Below are 17,548 nucleotides of genomic sequence, written 5' to 3' on the forward strand. Positions count from 1 at the left end.
CGACGTTATTTTGGAAAACGAATAATAAATTTTGTCCCTTTCCCTTTTTCACTCACAACATTTATATCCCCACTATGGAGAAGCACTAGCTGTTTCACAATAGAAAGTCCTAGACCAAACTCACCATAAGGGTTACTGGTTCTGGAAATATCAGCTTTATAAAAGCGGCGCCAGATTTTTTCTACTTCAGCAGGATCAATCCCAATTCCGGTATCCTCCACTTCAATGATGACGCTGTCCGGCTCTTCCCTTCCGCGAAGCCAGATGGTTCCCTCTCTTGTAAATTGAATGCTATTTTTCGTTATATTAATTAAGATTTGAATAAGCCGATCGTAATCGGCTTTTACGTAAACTTCCGGTGCTGCCTCAACAATGATTTGATTGTTTTTTTCTTCCGCCTGAAGACTTAATTGCTCCTGTATTATCTCAAGAACATCCAAAAGCTCAATTTCTTCCTTCATTAACTGTATCTGGTTGGAACGGATTTTTTCAAAATCAAGATTTTCATTGACGAGACGAATCAGTCTTTTTGCCTCTTGGCTGACTAGGTTTATGCCTCTTTCTTTATCTTCTTCAGAAATCATATTGTTTTTTAGCCCTTCAATCACTCCGCTTATGGTCGTAAGCGGTGTCCTCATTTCATGAGAAACATCGGCCATAAATTGACGACGGCGGTTTTCCAAGCTTTCAATCTCGGCCATAGAGGTATTGATTTTATCAACCATGTGATTAAAATCATTTGCTAATTCTCCGATTTCATCATAATTTGAGGATTGAACATGAACATTATAATCCCCTTTAGATACTTGGGAGGTTGCCTCCCGAAGCCTTCTAATCCTTTTCACATGAATTCTTGATAAGTACCAGCTCTGAAGGAAAGAAACACCAAAAGCAATCAAAATAGTATACAATAAAATCTGATTAATTTCTTGAATCATTTCGAGGGAACCGCTAATCGGTGAGGTGAGCAGAATTCCCCCATAGAATTTTCCATTTTCCAAATAGGGTAAAACGACAAATGTTACGCCATCCTGGTCAAATCTTTTATAATCGCTTTGAACAATAATCGTCTTACCCTTTTTTAAGCTTTCCCAATCCTCCCGGGGCAGGTATTTAATTTCTGGCCCTCGATTAGAAACTAAATACAATTTGCCATCCCGATCAAATAAACTAAAGCTTATTTTACGAGCTGGTAAAACAGAACTATATTTATTAAGCACGATTTCGGTTGCATACGGATTTTCTTTAATATCCGACAAAATAGCTTTGCCATAGGAAATTAGTTCATCCGCCTTGTTCCTATAAACAAGGTTTTCAAGATAATGGGCAAATAATAAACTTAATAGTAAAAACGCTACAATAATAATGCTGATATGGCTGCTAAACTGTTGATAAAAGTAACGGAACTTAGTCTGTTTTAAGCGCGTCATCGAACTTATACCCTACTCCCCAAACAGTATGGAAGAATGGCTGCTCCGAAGTCTCCACCTTTTTCCGCAACCTTTTGATATGCACATCAACGGTTCGTTCATCTCCATAAAACTGATAGCCCCAGACCCTTTCAAGCAGCTGCTCCCGTGAGAAAACCTGGCGAGGATGCTCCGCCATATAGAAAAGCAAATCAAACTCCTTGGGGGTCAAATTGGTTATCGGAGTCCCGTCAACCATTACTTCTCTAGTTGTTTTGTTGATTTTAAAATGGTCTGTTTCCAATGCCCCTTCGTTATCTTTTGGTGCCTGGACCTGAACACGTCGGGTTACTGCCTTAATCCGGGCCATCAGGGTCAGCGGGCTGAACGGCTTCGTTACATAGTCATCCGCTCCCATTTCAAGGCCAAGAACCTGGTCTGACTCGCTGTCCTTTGCTGTTAGCATAATGATGGGGACAGTATTTTTTTCTTCTCTGATTTTTCGGCATATGGTGACCCCATCCATGCCGGGCAGCATCCAATCAACAATCAAAGCATCCCATGTGCCATTCTTGAATTGGTTGTAGCCCTCGAATCCGTCATTGACAAATACTCCTTCAATCCCCTCTTTTGCAAAAAACATTTCAATCATTGAACAAACACTTTTATTATCCTCGATCACTAATATTTTCACTAATGCTCAACTCCCAGAGTTAGAAACTTGATACTATTAGTGTAAACAAATTTGCAAACATAGCAAACCTTCAGTATTATTCTTCCCTATTAATTAATACATTGTTCATATTCTGTTAATATTCTCATAGAAAAAGAGGCCTTGAGTGGACTCAGGGGGCCTCCTTCATAAACTCCTATTTGCCTCTAAATACCGGTTTTCTCTTTTCTTTAAAGGCTGTAGTTCCTTCTTTATGGTCCTCTGATTCAACCATAATCATTTGGGTTAAACGCTCTAGCTCAAGAATCTCTTCCAGCGATGAAGTAAACGATTTATCAACCAGTTTCTTCTGTTTTCCATATGACAATCCTGGACCATTCGCTAATTTTAAAGCTAATTTAGTTGTTTCTTCTTGAAGCTTCTCAGCCGGAACAAGATAATTGATGACACCTAATTGATAAAGACGTTCGGCCGGAATAGGCTCTGCTGTAAAGAAGAATTGCTTGGCTAAATGCGGACCAACCAACCTAGGAAGGAAATAAGAACCTCCTCCATCAGAAATCAGCCCAACCTGGGAAAAGCTTAGCGCATATTTACTGTCCTCGGCTGCGACTATTAAGTCACAGGCTAGAACCAAATTAAAGCCTGCACCCGCAGCAAAGCCGTGAACCGCGGCAATTATCGGCTTTTCAACATCCTTCATTAATAAAATAAGCTCATTCAGTTTGCCAATATGTTCATAAACTTGAACGCCTGACCTTCCCTGTCCCATCCCTTTCACGTCACCGCCGGCACAGAAGGAACGGCCGGATCCAGATAGCACGATGGCTTGGATATCGTCATCATTCTGCGCGTTTCTGAGAGCATCCTTCAATCCTAAAATCATTTCCGGGCTAAAGGCATTGAGACTTTCCGGGCGGTTCAAGGTCAGTGATAAAACAGGTCCTAATTTTTCTACTAATAAATGTTCTTGCGCCATTATGATCTCCCTTTCCATTTAAAAATTTTATGGTTTTTAAAATTATTTAATCAGCCAGCCGCCATCCACTAGTAAATCAGAACCGGTCATATAGGAGGCATCGCTGGATGCTGCAAACGCTATGACGCTTGCAATTTCCTCAGGAGTTCCCACTCTCGACATTGCCGTATTTTTTTCAATGGCACGGACAAAACGTTCATTTTGCAGGCCTCGTTCGGTTAACGGGGTCTCGACAAACCCTGGCGAAACGGAGTTCACACGGATTCCGTATTTAGAAAAGTCCAACGCCAATGATCTTGTAAAATTAATCACTGCCGCTTTAGCTGCACTATAGTGAGGAATTTCCGCCCCAGCCTGGTGTCCCGATAATGAGGCAATATTGACAATCGCACGATTGTGCTCGGAACGCTGTGCGCCCTCAATCATGATTTTCCCCATTGCTTTTGAGACAAGGAATACGCTCTTTAAATTCACATTTTGAACATAGTCCCAATCTGCTTCCGACATGTCTAATATTTTGTTGTGTCGTGACCCTCCTGCATTATTAACAAGAATGTGGAGATCACCATAATGCTGCTGGACATATTCTGCCAGCTCCTCGACATCTTCGGCATCCGTACAATCCGCTGGAAAAATTTCAGCCCTTGGAATTTTACTTTGGCGATTTATTTCTTCAGCCGTTTCTTCCAATTTTCTTTTTGTCCTGCCCACCAAAATGACCTTTGCCCCTTCACTTGCAAGCCTAATGGCAGCGGCTTTTCCTATTCCGCTTCCGGCCCCGGTCACTAACGCAACGGTATCTAAAAACCTCATCCGTTATCCCCCCTGATCTCCTTAAATTTTCTAGACAGTGCAAGCTGTCTCGATTACTACTTTTCCATTTTTCAAAATCGGTACGATAGATGTAATCCCTTTAGAAACCGCGAGTTTCAAATCTGGATGTTGATCATATTTTTCTAATAGCCTGCCAACATAGGAGTTTACGAATATTTCATACCCAGCATGTTCCTGACCGCGGTAAAAATACATGGCAGCCTTTGCTGCGTCTGTTAGCTCGTGTTGGCCTGCTTTTACCAAACAATCAATTAGATGCCCTGAACCATAAAAGTCTTCTAAGCTGAGCTCTCCGGAATTTCCGGAACAAATGATAAGAACGGTTTGCTCTTCCTCAACATTCGCCAGCGTTTCGGCAACCGCAGGATTATTTAAAATCGAGGCTACATAAACCTTCTTGGCGGAAGCAGCCTTTCTTAAAGCAACTGTTCCATTTGTGGTAGATAAAATGAGCGTCTTTCCTTTGACGTTCTCCCTGATTAAGGTTGGACTGGGATATAAAAAGCCGTCAATTGGTTTCGCATCCAGTTCACCAGCAAGAAGGCAGGTACCGGGCATGAAATTTTCAGCTAAATCACTAGCTTCGGAACTGTTAAGAACAGGTATAACTTCCTTTGCTCCGTCCTTTAAAGCTGATACAATGGTTGTCGTGGCTAAAAGAATGTCTAAAACAACTGCCACTTTATTTCCTTCTAAAATTTTCTCCTCACTGATATCTTCCTTCTTCACAAGAAGGTGAATTTTGGCCATTTCATTCCATCCCCCTGCTAAAGCTTTTCATTGGCTGTAAATGTCGCATGCTGGATTAATCCCTTAACATAATTGTTTAGGGTTGCAAATCTTGTATCGCTTGTTTGACCCTTCTTATACCGATAATAGATTTGCTGGCAGATGACAGCGAGTTTGAAATAAGCAAACGTCAAATAGAAATGCAAGTTAGAGACATCCCTGCCGCTTTTTCTGGCATAGCACTCAATAAATTCCTTCCTTGTGAAAAAACCTTCGTGGACAGCGGTAACCGGATCTCTGCCCATCCCTTTTTTCATGTTTTGCGGGTCCTCAGGGAGACTCCAGTAACTCATCGCAGCCCCCAAATCAGCAAGGGGGTCACCTACGGTAGTCATTTCCCAATCAAACAAACCGACCATCTCGGTAAAATCATCATTTAACATCGCATTATTCAGCTTGTAATCATAATGAATCACAGCTGCCTCAGAATGGTTAGGAATATTGCTCACAAGCCACTTCTTCAGGGATTCCACCTCGGAAATTTCATCCGTTTTGGCCCGTTCATAACGGCCAATCCAGCCGTGAACCTGCCGCTCCATAAAGCCATCAGGCTTGCTTATTTGCATAAGTCCTGTTTCCTTGTAGGGAAGAGCATGCAGTTTCGCCAGGTTTTCAACCATTAGTTCAGAAATCTGTTGACAAAGCTCAGGTGTCACATGTACTCCAGCAGGAAATGAAGTGTCCAAGACAAAACCATGCTTTCGCTCCATGATAAAAAATGGGCTGCCGACAATCTCATGATTATCGGAGAACAGAAATGGCTTAGGTGCGGCCGGGAAGATGGGATTTAATTCTGTCAGAATCTTAAATTCCCGTTCCATATCATGTGCTTTTGGTGCCACTGGACCAAGAGGAGGACGTCTTAACACTGCCTCCCAGTCTCCCATCCTTATTTGATAGGTTAAATTCGAGGCTCCTGCAGAAAACTGTAAAATTTCCAGCGGGGCACTCGGCAATGACTTAATATTCTCACGCAAAAACGTTTCTAAAATAGCTAGATTTAACTCCTCTCCTATACGAACAGGAATCGTATCCTTATTCACTTGATAAGGCATGTTTTCATCCTCCTTTCAATTCAAAAAATTCAGACTTTTATTATTGTGGATAACCCTATGAATACACCAGATGACTTTTCAGTTTATCTAATAAAACTTCCGGCAGTAGCTCACTTTGTTGTTTTTCAAAATCAAAGCAGACCATCACCGCATTCCCTTGGGCAATCAGTTTCTTTGTATGCGAACAAATGATTTCATGGTCCAAGTGAAAGCTTTTTGACCCAATTTTGGAGACGCTTGTTTTAATTATTAATTGTTGATTGAAATACCCTTGGCTAATAAAATCACATTTCGTAGAAGCAAGGATAAAATTCCAATCCCGTGCATCAACCTGGTAGCCAATTGCTTCAAAAAAGCGAATCCTTGCTTCTTCAAGGTAAATGAAATAACTTGTATTATTGATATGGCCTAATGCATCTGTTTCGCCGAAACGAACAGTTATCTGTATTTCGTGCATATTCTTCTTTTATACCTCCGTCTCTACATTCGTTTTGAAAAACAAGCTTTCCAACTAAATGAAATGCACCATTCTTTTGATTTATACCTATTAATTTTGGAGTTATTCACCAATACTAACCGGTTGGTATGTTCTTGACTTAAAAAGAGGGATATAATCGGCATTAATATCCCTCTTTTTATTTCTATCCGCGTAATTGAATTCCCTTTAAAATCATATCGACAAATATCTCGCTTACCTCTTGGTCCGTATAAGCTCCCTTTGGGTTAAACCATTGATAACTCCAGTTGACGATCCCAAGAATCGCAAAAGATACAATGGATGCATTTAAATCTGGCCGAAATTCGCCATTTTTCATTCCAGCTTGAATCAGCTCCTCAGTATTTAAACGGAATTGATCCCGTTTCGGCACAATTAATGCAGCATGTTCCGGACTTAAATTTTTCATTTCTCTAAAAAAGATTTTTGCAGCACGGCCGCGAATCTTAATATCGGAAATTAACATTAAAATAATGTCAAATAATTTTTGCTTAAAGCTTTTTGAATCATCCCCTAAGATTTGCTCTTGGCGGCTCAATATTTCGCTAATATATCCAAGATGGATATCCATAAGCAGTTCTTCTTTACTTGAAAAATAATAGTAAAAGGTCCCTTTTGTCACCCCTAGTGTATCGACGATGTCTTGAATGGACGTTTCACTAAATCCTTTTTCTTCAAATAAGCGGATGCTTTGTTCCGTTATTTTTTCCTTCACCTTAATATCCTCACAATCATGTAAATATCTATTCGAGATTATACCATAAACTTTATCTCTTCTATAATATTGATTGCGTGAACTTTTTAAAAATTTTCATAAGTGCCCCCTACTGTTTTAAAGCTTCTTCTCTCAAGCTGCGGCGAAGGATTTTCCCAACTCCGGTTTTTGGCAGCTGTTCACGGAATTCCACATTGCGAGGCGCCTTATAGGCTGCAAGATTTTCTCTGCAATATTGAATAATCTCATCCTCTGTTGCCGTTTTTCCAGCTTTTAAGACGACATACGCCTTTACTGTTTCTCCTCTGTAAGGGTCCGGCACCCCGATGACAACAGCCTCTTGGACAGAAGGATGCTCATACAAAACCTCTTCGATATCACGAGGATAAATATTGAATCCTCCTGCGATGATCATGTCTTTTTTCCGGTCAACAATATATAAATAGCCATCTTCATCCACTTTGGCAATATCGCCTGTATACAACCAGCCATCCTTTAAGGTATTGGCCGTTTCCTCCGGCATGTTCCAGTACCCTTTCATAACCTGCGGCCCTTTAATAATTACTTCTCCTAGCTCGCCTGTCGGCACTTCTTCCGTTCCTGTTGATAAGTCGACAATTTTATATTCTGTTGAAGGTACTCCAATACCGACGCTGCCCGTTTTTCTCGCAGCAAATGGCGGGTTGCAGTGTGTTGTCGGTGATGCTTCCGATAATCCGTAACCTTCCAAAATTTGCGCTCCTGTTTTACCTTCAAACTCACGAAGTAATTCAACCGGCATTGGCGCGCTTCCGCTATTACATGTCCGAATACAATTTAAGCCATACTCTTCTGCCTTCGGATGGTTAGTTAGAGCAACGTACATGGTTGGAACACCAGGGAAGGTCGTTGGCTGTTCTGTTTTGATTGTATTCAACACCTCCTCTAGGTCAAAACGGGGAAGCATTATGGACTCAGCGCCTGTATAGATTGAAAGATTCATACATGAAGTCATCCCAAACACATGAAAAAGAGGGATGACCGTTAAGCACTTCTCTTTGCCAAATTCCATTTCATGTTTGAAAAATTCCTGGCATTGAAGTACGTTAGCCAAAATATTGCGGTGTGTCAGCATGGCGCCTTTGGAACGGCCTGTTGTTCCGCCTGTATACTGAAGAACAGCAACATCGTGTTCAGGTTCAAATTCTACCGGAACCACAGTTCCATTGCCCTCCTTAAGGAAGCTTTCAAAGCTGCGGTCCGGAGCAAAATCCTGTCCTGAAGGCTGCAGGCTGACAACAATAATATTTTTTAATGGAGTTTGCGCCTGCACGCTTTTCACCCTAGGGTAGAGGGCGTCAAGTACAACCATCGTTTCCGCACCGGAATCGTTTAGAATATGAATGAGTTCTCTTTCAACAGACATCGGGTTGACCTGTGTGATAATGCCGCCGGCGTTTAGGATGCCATAATAGGCAACCACATATTGCGGACAGTTTGGCAGCATGATGGCAACCCGATCGCCTTTTTGGACTTGGTTTTGCTGGATGGCCGAAGTAAATGCAAACGCTAGGGAGGATAGCTCTTTATAGCTTATTTTTTTTCCATAGAATGATAGAGCATTATGTTCCGGAAACTTTTCAGTAGTTTCTTTTAAAATCTGACCTAACGGTATATTAGGAATTTCAATCGTCTTTGCAATAGACTCGGGATAATTTGCTAGCCATGCTTTTTGATAACTCATCGATATACCTCCGATTGATATTTATAGATCACAGTTCTCTTTCGCTCTTGTCTAGCTGCAGCAGTTCCTCGTTTCCAATTAGAACGTCAGACCTCCGCCATCAACTGAAAGTGTTGCACCTGTTATAAAAGAGGCTTCATCTGATGCCAAAAATAAAACAGCATTTGCTACCTCTTCAGGATTGCCAATTCGGCCAAGGGCATTTGCCTTTGAGATGATCGGCCATTTCCACTCGCTTTGTCTCCAGTTTTCAATGATTTTAGTATCAATGACACCAGGTGCAATCGCATTTACACGGATATTCTTTTTTCCATATTCAAGTGCGGCGTTTTTCGTCAAAATCACCACTCCGCCTTTAGATGCATTATAGGCTGACATGTACTTTTGCCCTTTTAATCCCAATAGACTTGCCGTGTTAACAATTGCCCCTCCGCCTGCTTTAATTAGCTCAGGAACCGCGTACTTAATGCCAAGGAAAACTCCTTTTAAATTAATATCAACGACTTTGTCCCATTCATCTTCTGATAAATCCGTGCTTTTCACCTCGGAATTGCCAATTCCAGCGTTGTTGAACATGATATTTAAAGAGCCGAAGGTATTCGTTGTTGTACTGATCAATTCTTTTATTTGGTTTGAGTCTGCAACGTCTGTCTTTACGAAGATTGCTTTTCCTCCTGCGTTTTCTATGATGCTGACCGTTTCCTCACCACCAAGGGAATCAACGTCCGCTACTGCTACCGCTGCCCCTTCCTGTGCAAATCGGATGGCCGCTGCGCGCCCAATCCCGCTTCCTCCGCCGGTTACAATGGCTGTTTTACCTAAAAATCTCATAAACTATCAAACCTCACTTTTCTCAAATTTTGATATAGTTAGTTTGAACACGCTTACATTATCATCTTAGATGCCCCCATAAAAATTGTTCGCGATTCTTATACTAACCGGTTGGTATGTAATAACTATAATTATACTATTGGTAAAGTAAAAATTCAAATTCTTTTCTAAATATTCTAATAAATTTTTACAATTTTCGCACTGAAAATGGAAAGAGGCTGTCCCATTTGACAGCCCCTCCATATTAAAATCTTTTTTGCATTTTTTTCTGTTTGTTCATCACTTCATACGATTTTTCAATAATATCTGTCAGAACATCACCCTTATAGATTCTACCAAGCTTTAATCCTTGCTGGTAATACTCGACAATCTCATCAAGTTTCGCCGCGGTGTCCTTCGAAATTCTTACATTCAATTGAATTCTGTCATTTTGCTCCAAAACAGACACTCCCGTTTCTTATGTTAGCAGTTTGCTAGCATTCTCCTATTCTTTTGTTATCTAATGCTAATATAGCATATTTCTACAATTTTTTCATTTTTTCTATAAAAAAGAGACTAGTGACCTAGTCCCCATTACTCCATTTTCTCCCCAGGTATGAAAATATTCGATATTATCCTACTTCTTCTTCCTTTCTCAGGCTTATTTTGTGATATGTTCGCATATACAGCTGTAAGTTGCTTGATAAATTCCCTAAATTCTTCATCATTTAAATAAAAAGTCCCTTGCCGAAAGCTTACTCCATCAGCAACTAAATCAATGTTTTCCTGGTTTAAATAGCGCTCAAATTCCCCCATCAAATTGGCCAAAAATTTGATAAAGAAGCCCATATGTTCGTCCTTAGACATGTTATTCATTTCTTCTGGACTAACTGCCATTCCTGTTTGATGAATGGAATAAACCTTCTCAACCGTCCCGCGGATCGGCACTTCTGCAACAACTTGAATCACCTCAGCATCCGCCAATTTTTTGATATTTCGATAAAGAGATGCTTGAGGAATGTCTGGAAGCAATTCTTTTAATTGCTGCGCCGTCAGCTCTTGGTTAATTAATTGTTGAATGATTCTCATTCTGACCGGGTGTAATATAACATCAACTTTGGAATCCTTCATAAATAATTACTCCTAAATTTTATTATCATTATCAATAATGATAATATTACATTTTATTAATTTTGTAAACCCTTATTTCCCATTTTTTTTAATATGCCTGTAAAGAATTCCTTTTTTAGCTACATGAAAGATAAAATTTCAACCCATATTATAATGAGGAGGTTTTGTAATATGGTATTATCGTGGGTTCTCGGCTTTTGGCTGGCTGTTCAACCGGTCTATCAGCTTGATTACTTGACAATAACTAAAGACGGCAGCACCATAACAAAGATTAGCAGAGTGGACTTTTTCTCACCCTATACAGATTTACCAATCATTAATACTAAAAAATATAACCAATTTTTAGATCAATTGGATAAAAAAGTTTCCGTCCAGCCTGAAAATGCAAGCTTTGACCATAATGGAAATATCATACCTGAAAAGGCAGGCTTTCAAATCCATCGCCAAGCCTTCACGGAGCGGTTTTATTCTTATTTTTATAACAATACTCCGAACAGCATGGAAATTCCGATGCTCACCGTTTATCCAAAGGTAGACAGTGAGCTTCTAAATGAGATTAGTACTGTAAGAATTGGCCGTTACGTGACTTCATTTAATTCGTTTAATAAAAACCGAACCACAAATATTAAATTAGCAGCCGATGCTATTAATAATTATGTTGTCTTTCCAGGTGAGACGTTTTCGTTTAACAAGGTGGTCGGAAAACGGACAAAAGCCAAGGGCTACTTAACGGCAAAGGTAATTGTAAGAGGCGAATATTCAGAAGATATTGGTGGCGGAATTTGCCAAGTTTCCTCGACCCTTTTTAATGCCGTCGATAACGCTGGACTTGAGATTGTTGAGCGATTTTCCCACAGTCGTAAAGTTCCATATATCCCTCCAGGCAGAGATGCTACGGTCAGTTGGTATGGACCTGATTTTGTTTTTAAAAACAAATACAGCCAGCCTGTTTTAATCCGAGCTAGAACACTTGGCGGTTTGCTGATTATAAAGGTTTTCACTTCCGAAACAAGCAATTACATACCAAGAAAAATTCCAAATCCCCGCTATTAAAAAGAGGCTGACATTTTAGACAGCCTCTTCGTTTGCATATTAGTGCCGTTCATTATTTAAGGCACTCTTTAATAACTCTTCAGAGAACTCAGTTAAAGCTGCATTATCCATCCTATCGAGGTTCATATTTGGCACCAAATTTTTCACGGCATTATTCATACCTTCGAGATTCATATTTGGTGCCATGTTTTTAACTGCATTATTCATTCCTGTGAAATTCATATTTGGTGCCATGTTTTTTACCGCAGCTTTGAAAGGAAGCCCGAGATTGTTTCGTTTTCCTCTAGTTACCCCATAAACAACTGCACTTACACCGAGTCCTAAAAGAGATGCCCACATGGCTCCATTACTCCTTCTTTTCGGCCTAAACATATTTAAAAACGGCATTCTGCTTAGATTTCTCATGCTATGCACCCCTTAACGCTAAATGTGAAGAATGTCTTACACCCTTCCATTTGCTTAATTTGTACAGTTTTTAAAGGAGTATGAGAAGGAATCCATAGATAATTTGTTATTTCTCGGAAGAATCCTGACCATATCTCGAATAAAGCGTTTCCTTGGACAAAAATAAATACGTTAGATGATACTTTTGAAAATTTCTTAAAGAGGAATTGGAGAGAACATAAATGGGCAACTGTCCAAGCTTCTTAAAAAAGCGGTAAATGCGGCTTTTCGGTCTAAAACATTCAAATCCTAGAGCTTTAACACCGCGGTCGAGAGATGTAATGCCAATTATTCCTATTATTTTTTTCTCATCAGGATGTTCCTTGAGATAACTTGCTAGTGCCGGCATGGAATGTAAAACGAGCCTATACGTAAGTTTTGCTCTTTTTAAATCGTTTTTAATCTTGCCTATTTCTGCAATTATACGGACATTATGTAAATGAATTTTTAACAGAAGATCATTTTTATCAATTTTTGTCCCGTCAGAGAGAATATATTTTTTTCCCTTATATTTAGTTAACCTAACCCTGAATACAGAAGGTTTATTATTCACATCCCCTATATAATGTAATCGGGAGAAAAGATAAAAAAGTGGATCAAATAATTTCCAAACCCATAATAATGTGCTGCGTATCCCCATATCCTTCACTCCATTCCTTACCCTGGCTCATGTTTATATTTTATAAATAACCTGTGAAAAGAGAACCTATTATAGCCCTTTTTCATAAGATGCAAAAAAGAAATAGGGTGGTGTGTCTATGGGAGGCCTAACGTACATTGATTTCCTTGCCAAGTTTGGCATTGGTGGTGCCCATCCCGGAGGATTTGGATTAACAAAAAATATGCTTTTGCAAGAAAAAATTACACAGAATTCTTATATATTAGATGCAGGATGCGGAACTGGACAGACATCTGCCTATTTGTATGAGCAATACAAGGCAAACGTGTTTGGATTGGAACTTAACCCTATTATGATTGAAAAAGCTCAGAACCGTTTCCAAAGCAATCAGCTTCCCATTCAATTAGTTCAAGGTTCTATAGAACAAATTCCATTTAAAGATGAAACCTTTGATTTTGTCCTTTCAGAGTCTGTTTTAGCCTTTGTTAATAAACCAAAGGCCTTAAAGGAGCTGTTTAGGGTATTAAAAAAAGGCGGCCGTTTTCTGGCTAATGAGATGACCATAAACAAAAAGCTTACTGCCCAGGAAGAAATAGAAATTAAAGAGTTTTACGCAGTCGATTCCCTGCTCCTAGAGGAGGATTGGAGAAAGCTTTTAAAAGAAACCGGCTTTCACGATACTAAGCTAAGTGTGCATCCCCTTGATTTCGTTAATGGCAATACAGGACAGGAATTTAATTTCTCCGCAAATTTTGAGCCCGAGCTTTTTGGTATTCTAAATCAGCACGGAAACATTCTCGTTAAGTACCATGATATCTTGAGCCACCGAATTATTACTTGTACGAAGTAATAAAGAAAACAGCCCTTAAATTCAAAATTGAATGAAGGGCTTGTTTTCTTTTTATTAAAAATGGGACGAGATTTGGTTGTTTGCCCTTACAGAAATAGGACTTCCCTCATATTTTATAGCAAGTACAGGTGATTGGAGGAATTATCGAGTGCAATTGAGTTATGAACAAGCGCGTCGGTTGGAAGGTCAAATGATTCGTTTTAAAAATAAAAAGGGCGAATGGTCAATTGGAAAAGTTAGCAAGGTAAGAAAAGATGGACTTGAGATTGAGGAATTATCTAACTCTTCAGACTCAGGTGAAGGCTATGGCTTCCCTTTCTTTGGACCTCCGTTTTTTAGACCGCCAATCTTCTTCCCATTTGTTGGGTTCGGCATCGGTTTTCCATTATTCTTTTAATGCAAGTACGACATGTACTTGCTTTTTTTTCTTGATTTCACCAAAAATAATTTCCAGACCCCGTTATAGTGAATATTATTAGCCTTTCGATGAAAAATAAGGGCGTGAAAGGATGGGTGAAATCATGGATAAAACCTTAGGATATCTTCGCGAAATTTTATCTAATTATACTGATAACCATACAGATGGCAAACAAGTATATCAAAAGCTCGTAAAAGGGCATTATCATTCTGAAGGGGATTTTGTCCGGGATTTGAGCAGTAAAGAAATGGACTTTTTAAATAAAATCCTGCCTGATGAAATTAAATATGCCCGTGAGGAACAAGATGAGAAGAGAGCTTACCAACTGAACGAAGTTTATGAACTATTACTATAAGCAAGTAAAGATGGCAGAGCATTCTGCCATCCAGGCTGTCGAAAAACTATCGACAGCCATTTATTTTATCCACTTTCTTTGCTGATTCACAGTGTTAATTTTTTATAATAATATTAATAAAAGGCTTTTTAAACAAGTCTGTTGATTGGCGCTCCAGGCACTTCGCTTTCCGCGGGCGGTACGGGGAGCCTCCTCGGCGCTTAAGCGCCTGTGGGGTCTCCCCTGCCCCGTACTCCCGCAGGAGTCTTCGTGCCTTCCGCACCAATCAACAGGTGTATTCAATAAAGTCCTTCAACTTCAATAAAATAAGTGGTGAGTTAAATATTTAAGTCAAAAGATTATAGCCAAAGTGAATTTGAATTTGTTTCTATTGATGAATTAGTCCTGATGACCACCTTCTTTAAAGCTATAGAAGAGGATAGAATAAAGTCTAGAAAAAGCCGTTAGGCTCTTTCTTACTGCATCCTGCCAAAATACAAAAAAATTACAACAAACTTATCAAGGATGGAAAATGTGTGTTGCAATACTTAGATTGATTTGCCTCCCTGTTGATTGGAGCGGAGGGCACTCGACTCCTGCGGGATATAGAGGTCACTGGAGACCCCGCAGGCGTTTTCAGCGCCGAGGAGGCTCCAGGACCTCCCCGCGGAAAGCGAGTGCCCGGAGTGGAAATCAACAGGCCCATTAGCAGGGACAATCAAAAATATCGGTGTTAGTTTCTGAAAAAACATAAAAAATTGCCGAGAAATTACCTTTTCACGACAATCTAGATGGCAGAGTACCCTGCCATCTTTTTTGGAAATACTGCTTTTTTTGCACTCTTTATTTCCTAGGTAAGCGCATAGTGCGACAAAACATGCAGTTACTTTAGATTCATTTTCATCATAAATCGACAATTAATTTTCAGAATTTACAATTTGTTCGCGTCGCTTTCTTGGTATTGAGACCAGAAACGACAAATTACCTTTTTCGGCAATAAACTAGAATTTCCATCATTTTTCTTATTAATGGATATCTCTTTTTTTGAATCTTCCGCCCCTTACTTCGGCAATATCTGCAACAGCTAAAAAGGCATTATCATCATAATCGGTGACGATTTCCTTCAATTTCGCTTCCTCAAGACGATTGATGACGCAAAAAATCACTTTTTTGTCATCTCCGGAAAAAGCCCCTTCTCCATTTAGATATGTGACACCACGTCCAAGTCGATGCAGAATGGCATCGCCTATTTGTCTGGCATTGTCACTGATAATCCAAACTGATTTGGATTCATCAAGGCCGGTAATCGTAATATCAATCGTTTTGTAGGCAACAAAATAGGCTATTAAAGAATACATAGCGCGATCCCATGTAAAAACAAAGCCTGCACTTCCAAGAATAAAGAGGTTAAAGAACATAATAATCTCCCCGACCGAAAACGGGAGTTTATTATTAAAAAGAATGGCTAATATCTCTGTACCATCTAAAGATCCTCCATAACGAATAACTATACCGACCCCTATTCCGAGGACAACTCCCCCAAATATGGTCGCAAGGAGAATATCTTGTGTAAAGGCTGGAACTGGATGGAGTAATGTAGTAGCGATGGAAAGAATGATAATACCATATAGTGTAGAGAGAGCAAACGTTTTTCCGATTTGTTTATAGCCGATAAAGAAAAAAGGGATATTTAGAATAAAAAGGAATATTCCCAAATTCCAGCCTGTTAGATATGATAGCATAATGGAAATTCCGGTAATTCCGCCATCAATAACATTATTCGGAACGAGAAAGATTTCTAGTCCGACCCCCATTAGGGTGGCACCAAGGGTGATTAATAAAATCCTTTGGAGAATTTTCTTTTTTGTCAATTTTCGGTGGTGGATTTTTTCTAGTTCTGCAGCAAGTGTTTCCTGCTGCTCCTTTAGGTTAAGATCTTGAATTCCTGTCATTATCCTGCCCCTTTCATTTTAATTCCTATAAATAGAATACCGAATAATGGCGCCTATGTATAATACTATGCATCTTTATTCACAAATAAAAAAAAGAGCTGCTTTATTTTTAAAGCAGCTCCTTTTTTAATTAACAACTTAGGAGACCCAACCATGAAATCAGCCAATTACTTTTTCAATTTTCATTTCCAATTAGCTTTTTTATATCTAACTGGAAACTATGAAAAATTAGCCGATTTTGTGTTTGTTCCGTTGAAGGAATTAATTCACATGTTAAATGGAATTCAAATCCCTTTTAAAACAAACATCATTTTCGGTATTGGACCGTTGACTCTTTATTCCGTTTTTGCTGGAATAGTTTTACCTTACTACTTCGTTCACAAACGGAACGAACACGTATGGTTGAGCCTCCTAAGTTGTTAGGTTTGTGTATTTTCTTTACACTTTTATTATAGCACCCAAAAATGATCGTAAACGCATTTCTTGTGGCAGTTCTGTGAACATTTGGAAAAAATTATTAAAAAAGGGCTGCCCCTAACGAGAGTGAGTCAGACCCTTAATTTTTCTAATCGACAATCGGATTCTTAAAATTATCCGTAACGAGGATGTTATATTTATTAATTTTATCTTCTATTCTTCTTATGTTTTCCCTAAATTTAACATCATATGGAATAGTAATCACGCTGCCATCTTTTTTTTCGAATTGATATTGGTAATATTGAGTCGTCCCTTGGTGGTTTCTATAGACAATCTTTACTTTTGCAATATCCTCCCACCCATACTCTTTTTCCGTTAAACTTGTTAAAGAATTATTATGGATTCCTTTTTCATCTATGTAGTAATAAGTAGTTAAACTTAAGATAAATGCAGGAATGGAAATTATAAGAAGGAAAACTGTCATCCATTTAAATTTCGGTCCTTCCCACCGTTGTCTAAATATGAGGTAAACTGTTAATACCAATGCTGCGTAAAGCATTCCTGCCATAAAGGTGATATAAGCAGAAAAAGGTGTTGCAAAAAGCCATTGGGAACGTGAATAATATACAAGGCTCTGATAGGACGCCACAACAACAAATGGTACAAACAAACTGCTTATGTACAAAATAATTGTATAAGCTGCTAATTTAACTGAGTTTTCATCTGTTGAACTATTTCTTTTCAATAACACATTTAACCCCCCTCTAACCAATTTTACCTTATATTTACAAAAAATAACAACTTTTGAATATTCAAAACCAAAAAAAGAGCCGCCCTTTTATGAAGG

The 17,548-nt window shown here is 39.2% G+C and carries 21 protein-coding genes; 5 read left to right on the forward strand and 16 right to left on the reverse strand.

What is annotated here, in order from left to right:
• Positions 1 to 5 precede the first annotated feature (5 nt).
• The 12 genes from ACFPA1_RS12785 to ACFPA1_RS12840 form a co-directional block, all read right to left on the reverse strand.
• Positions 6 to 1,430 (reverse strand): sensor histidine kinase, encoded by a 1,425-nt coding sequence (locus ACFPA1_RS12785; protein WP_213145256.1) that lies wholly within the window; start codon positions 1,428 to 1,430, stop codon positions 6 to 8.
• On the reverse strand, positions 1,408 to 2,103 hold the full coding sequence (locus tag ACFPA1_RS12790) for a winged helix-turn-helix domain-containing protein (protein WP_213145255.1): 696 nt from the start codon (positions 2,101 to 2,103) through the stop codon (positions 1,408 to 1,410). The genes ACFPA1_RS12785 and ACFPA1_RS12790 overlap by 23 nt, the downstream gene beginning before the upstream one ends.
• A gap of 175 nt (positions 2,104 to 2,278) precedes the next feature.
• Positions 2,279 to 3,061, reverse strand: coding sequence for an enoyl-CoA hydratase/isomerase family protein (locus ACFPA1_RS12795; RefSeq protein ID WP_213145254.1), 783 nt, complete (start codon positions 3,059 to 3,061; stop codon positions 2,279 to 2,281).
• Positions 3,062 to 3,103: 42 nt separating this feature from the next.
• Entirely contained in the window at positions 3,104 to 3,874 is a 771-nt protein-coding gene (locus ACFPA1_RS12800; protein ID WP_213145253.1) for an SDR family NAD(P)-dependent oxidoreductase, read from the reverse strand.
• A 30-nt stretch (positions 3,875 to 3,904) separates the two neighbouring features.
• A complete protein-coding gene (locus tag ACFPA1_RS12805; RefSeq protein WP_378583488.1) occupies positions 3,905 to 4,645 on the reverse strand; it encodes a 2-phosphosulfolactate phosphatase in 741 nt (246 codons plus the stop codon).
• Positions 4,646 to 4,662: 17 nt separating this feature from the next.
• Positions 4,663 to 5,739: a phosphotransferase family protein gene (locus ACFPA1_RS12810; protein ID WP_378583491.1), complete on the reverse strand. Its 1,077-nt coding sequence runs from the start codon at positions 5,737 to 5,739 to the stop codon at positions 4,663 to 4,665.
• 55 nt (positions 5,740 to 5,794) lie between these two features.
• On the reverse strand, positions 5,795 to 6,196 hold the full coding sequence (locus ACFPA1_RS12815) for an acyl-CoA thioesterase (RefSeq protein ID WP_213145250.1): 402 nt from the start codon (positions 6,194 to 6,196) through the stop codon (positions 5,795 to 5,797).
• Positions 6,197 to 6,380: 184 nt separating this feature from the next.
• Positions 6,381 to 6,950: a TetR/AcrR family transcriptional regulator gene (locus tag ACFPA1_RS12820; protein WP_213145249.1), complete on the reverse strand. Its 570-nt coding sequence runs from the start codon at positions 6,948 to 6,950 to the stop codon at positions 6,381 to 6,383.
• 109 nt (positions 6,951 to 7,059) lie between these two features.
• Positions 7,060 to 8,673 carry a long-chain-fatty-acid--CoA ligase gene (locus ACFPA1_RS12825; protein ID WP_378583495.1) on the reverse strand — a complete coding sequence of 538 codons (1,614 nt, stop codon included), beginning with the start codon at positions 8,671 to 8,673 and terminating at the stop codon, positions 7,060 to 7,062.
• Positions 8,674 to 8,751: 78 nt separating this feature from the next.
• Complete coding sequence (locus ACFPA1_RS12830; protein ID WP_378583496.1) at positions 8,752 to 9,504, reverse strand: SDR family NAD(P)-dependent oxidoreductase; 753 nt, start codon at positions 9,502 to 9,504, stop codon at positions 8,752 to 8,754.
• 244 nt (positions 9,505 to 9,748) lie between these two features.
• Positions 9,749 to 9,943 (reverse strand): hypothetical protein, encoded by a 195-nt coding sequence (locus tag ACFPA1_RS12835; protein ID WP_213120614.1) that lies wholly within the window; start codon positions 9,941 to 9,943, stop codon positions 9,749 to 9,751.
• A gap of 134 nt (positions 9,944 to 10,077) precedes the next feature.
• The gene (locus ACFPA1_RS12840; RefSeq protein ID WP_213145246.1) at positions 10,078 to 10,614 is read right to left on the reverse strand and encodes a helix-turn-helix domain-containing protein; all 537 of its coding nucleotides are present in this window, start codon (positions 10,612 to 10,614) and stop codon (positions 10,078 to 10,080) included.
• A gap of 171 nt (positions 10,615 to 10,785) precedes the next feature.
• Here ACFPA1_RS12840 and ACFPA1_RS12845 point away from each other — a divergent pair, with 171 nt between their 5' ends.
• The gene (locus ACFPA1_RS12845) at positions 10,786 to 11,667 is read left to right on the forward strand and encodes a VanW family protein (RefSeq protein WP_378583500.1); all 882 of its coding nucleotides are present in this window, start codon (positions 10,786 to 10,788) and stop codon (positions 11,665 to 11,667) included.
• Positions 11,668 to 11,706: 39 nt separating this feature from the next.
• Here ACFPA1_RS12845 and ACFPA1_RS12850 read toward each other — a convergent pair whose 3' ends face one another.
• Both ACFPA1_RS12850 and ACFPA1_RS12855 read right to left on the reverse strand, forming a co-directional pair.
• Positions 11,707 to 12,072, reverse strand: a complete 366-nt coding sequence (locus ACFPA1_RS12850) for a hypothetical protein (RefSeq protein WP_213145244.1) — start codon at positions 12,070 to 12,072, stop codon at positions 11,707 to 11,709.
• Between the two features lie 106 nt (positions 12,073 to 12,178).
• A complete protein-coding gene (locus ACFPA1_RS12855) occupies positions 12,179 to 12,751 on the reverse strand; it encodes a YkoP family protein (protein ID WP_378583502.1) in 573 nt (190 codons plus the stop codon).
• A gap of 118 nt (positions 12,752 to 12,869) precedes the next feature.
• Between ACFPA1_RS12855 and ACFPA1_RS12860 the strand changes: the two genes are divergently transcribed.
• The 3 genes from ACFPA1_RS12860 to ACFPA1_RS12870 all read left to right on the forward strand — a co-directional run bounded on the left by ACFPA1_RS12860 (position 12,870) and on the right by ACFPA1_RS12870 (position 14,353).
• Positions 12,870 to 13,580 carry a class I SAM-dependent methyltransferase gene (locus ACFPA1_RS12860; protein ID WP_378583504.1) on the forward strand — a complete coding sequence of 237 codons (711 nt, stop codon included), beginning with the start codon at positions 12,870 to 12,872 and terminating at the stop codon, positions 13,578 to 13,580.
• Positions 13,581 to 13,728: 148 nt separating this feature from the next.
• Positions 13,729 to 13,977: a hypothetical protein gene (locus tag ACFPA1_RS12865; protein WP_213145241.1), complete on the forward strand. Its 249-nt coding sequence runs from the start codon at positions 13,729 to 13,731 to the stop codon at positions 13,975 to 13,977.
• 124 nt (positions 13,978 to 14,101) lie between these two features.
• A complete protein-coding gene (locus tag ACFPA1_RS12870; RefSeq protein ID WP_213120607.1) occupies positions 14,102 to 14,353 on the forward strand; it encodes a sigma-G-dependent sporulation-specific acid-soluble spore protein CsgA in 252 nt (83 codons plus the stop codon).
• Between the two features lie 1,004 nt (positions 14,354 to 15,357).
• Here the strand turns inward: ACFPA1_RS12870 and ACFPA1_RS12875 are convergent.
• Positions 15,358 to 16,284 carry a YitT family protein gene (locus tag ACFPA1_RS12875; protein ID WP_213145240.1) on the reverse strand — a complete coding sequence of 309 codons (927 nt, stop codon included), beginning with the start codon at positions 16,282 to 16,284 and terminating at the stop codon, positions 15,358 to 15,360.
• A 153-nt stretch (positions 16,285 to 16,437) separates the two neighbouring features.
• Between ACFPA1_RS12875 and ACFPA1_RS12880 the strand changes: the two genes are divergently transcribed.
• On the forward strand, positions 16,438 to 16,707 hold the full coding sequence (locus tag ACFPA1_RS12880; protein WP_378583508.1) for a hypothetical protein: 270 nt from the start codon (positions 16,438 to 16,440) through the stop codon (positions 16,705 to 16,707).
• A 142-nt stretch (positions 16,708 to 16,849) separates the two neighbouring features.
• Here ACFPA1_RS12880 and ACFPA1_RS12885 read toward each other — a convergent pair whose 3' ends face one another.
• Entirely contained in the window at positions 16,850 to 17,452 is a 603-nt protein-coding gene (locus ACFPA1_RS12885) for a hypothetical protein (protein WP_213145238.1), read from the reverse strand.
• Between the last annotated feature and the right edge of the window lie 96 nt (positions 17,453 to 17,548).

The organism is Neobacillus sp. GCM10023253, from assembly GCF_042653105.1.
Taxonomy (GTDB): Bacteria; Bacillota; Bacilli; order Bacillales; family Cytobacillaceae; genus Neobacillus; species Neobacillus citreus.

Coding starts and splice junctions, on each gene's coding strand:
- ACFPA1_RS12785 (WP_213145256.1), bottom strand. CDS start 1,430: ATGACGCGCTTAAAACAGACTAAGTTCCGTTACTTTTATCAACAGTTT.
- ACFPA1_RS12795 (WP_213145254.1), bottom strand. CDS start 3,061: ATGGCGCAAGAACATTTATTAGTAGAAAAATTAGGACCTGTTTTATCA.
- ACFPA1_RS12800 (WP_213145253.1), bottom strand. CDS start 3,874: ATGAGGTTTTTAGATACCGTTGCGTTAGTGACCGGGGCCGGAAGCGGA.
- ACFPA1_RS12805 (WP_378583488.1), bottom strand. CDS start 4,645: ATGGCCAAAATTCACCTTCTTGTGAAGAAGGAAGATATCAGTGAGGAG.
- ACFPA1_RS12810 (WP_378583491.1), bottom strand. CDS start 5,739: ATGCCTTATCAAGTGAATAAGGATACGATTCCTGTTCGTATAGGAGAG.
- ACFPA1_RS12815 (WP_213145250.1), bottom strand. CDS start 6,196: ATGCACGAAATACAGATAACTGTTCGTTTCGGCGAAACAGATGCATTA.
- ACFPA1_RS12825 (WP_378583495.1), bottom strand. CDS start 8,673: ATGAGTTATCAAAAAGCATGGCTAGCAAATTATCCCGAGTCTATTGCA.
- ACFPA1_RS12830 (WP_378583496.1), bottom strand. CDS start 9,504: ATGAGATTTTTAGGTAAAACAGCCATTGTAACCGGCGGAGGAAGCGGG.
- ACFPA1_RS12840 (WP_213145246.1), bottom strand. CDS start 10,614: ATGAAGGATTCCAAAGTTGATGTTATATTACACCCGGTCAGAATGAGA.
- ACFPA1_RS12845 (WP_378583500.1), top strand. CDS start 10,786: ATGGTATTATCGTGGGTTCTCGGCTTTTGGCTGGCTGTTCAACCGGTC.
- ACFPA1_RS12850 (WP_213145244.1), bottom strand. CDS start 12,072: ATGAGAAATCTAAGCAGAATGCCGTTTTTAAATATGTTTAGGCCGAAA.
- ACFPA1_RS12855 (WP_378583502.1), bottom strand. CDS start 12,751: ATGGGGATACGCAGCACATTATTATGGGTTTGGAAATTATTTGATCCA.
- ACFPA1_RS12860 (WP_378583504.1), top strand. CDS start 12,870: ATGGGAGGCCTAACGTACATTGATTTCCTTGCCAAGTTTGGCATTGGT.
- ACFPA1_RS12870 (WP_213120607.1), top strand. CDS start 14,102: ATGGATAAAACCTTAGGATATCTTCGCGAAATTTTATCTAATTATACT.
- ACFPA1_RS12875 (WP_213145240.1), bottom strand. CDS start 16,284: ATGACAGGAATTCAAGATCTTAACCTAAAGGAGCAGCAGGAAACACTT.
- ACFPA1_RS12880 (WP_378583508.1), top strand. CDS start 16,438: ATGAAATCAGCCAATTACTTTTTCAATTTTCATTTCCAATTAGCTTTT.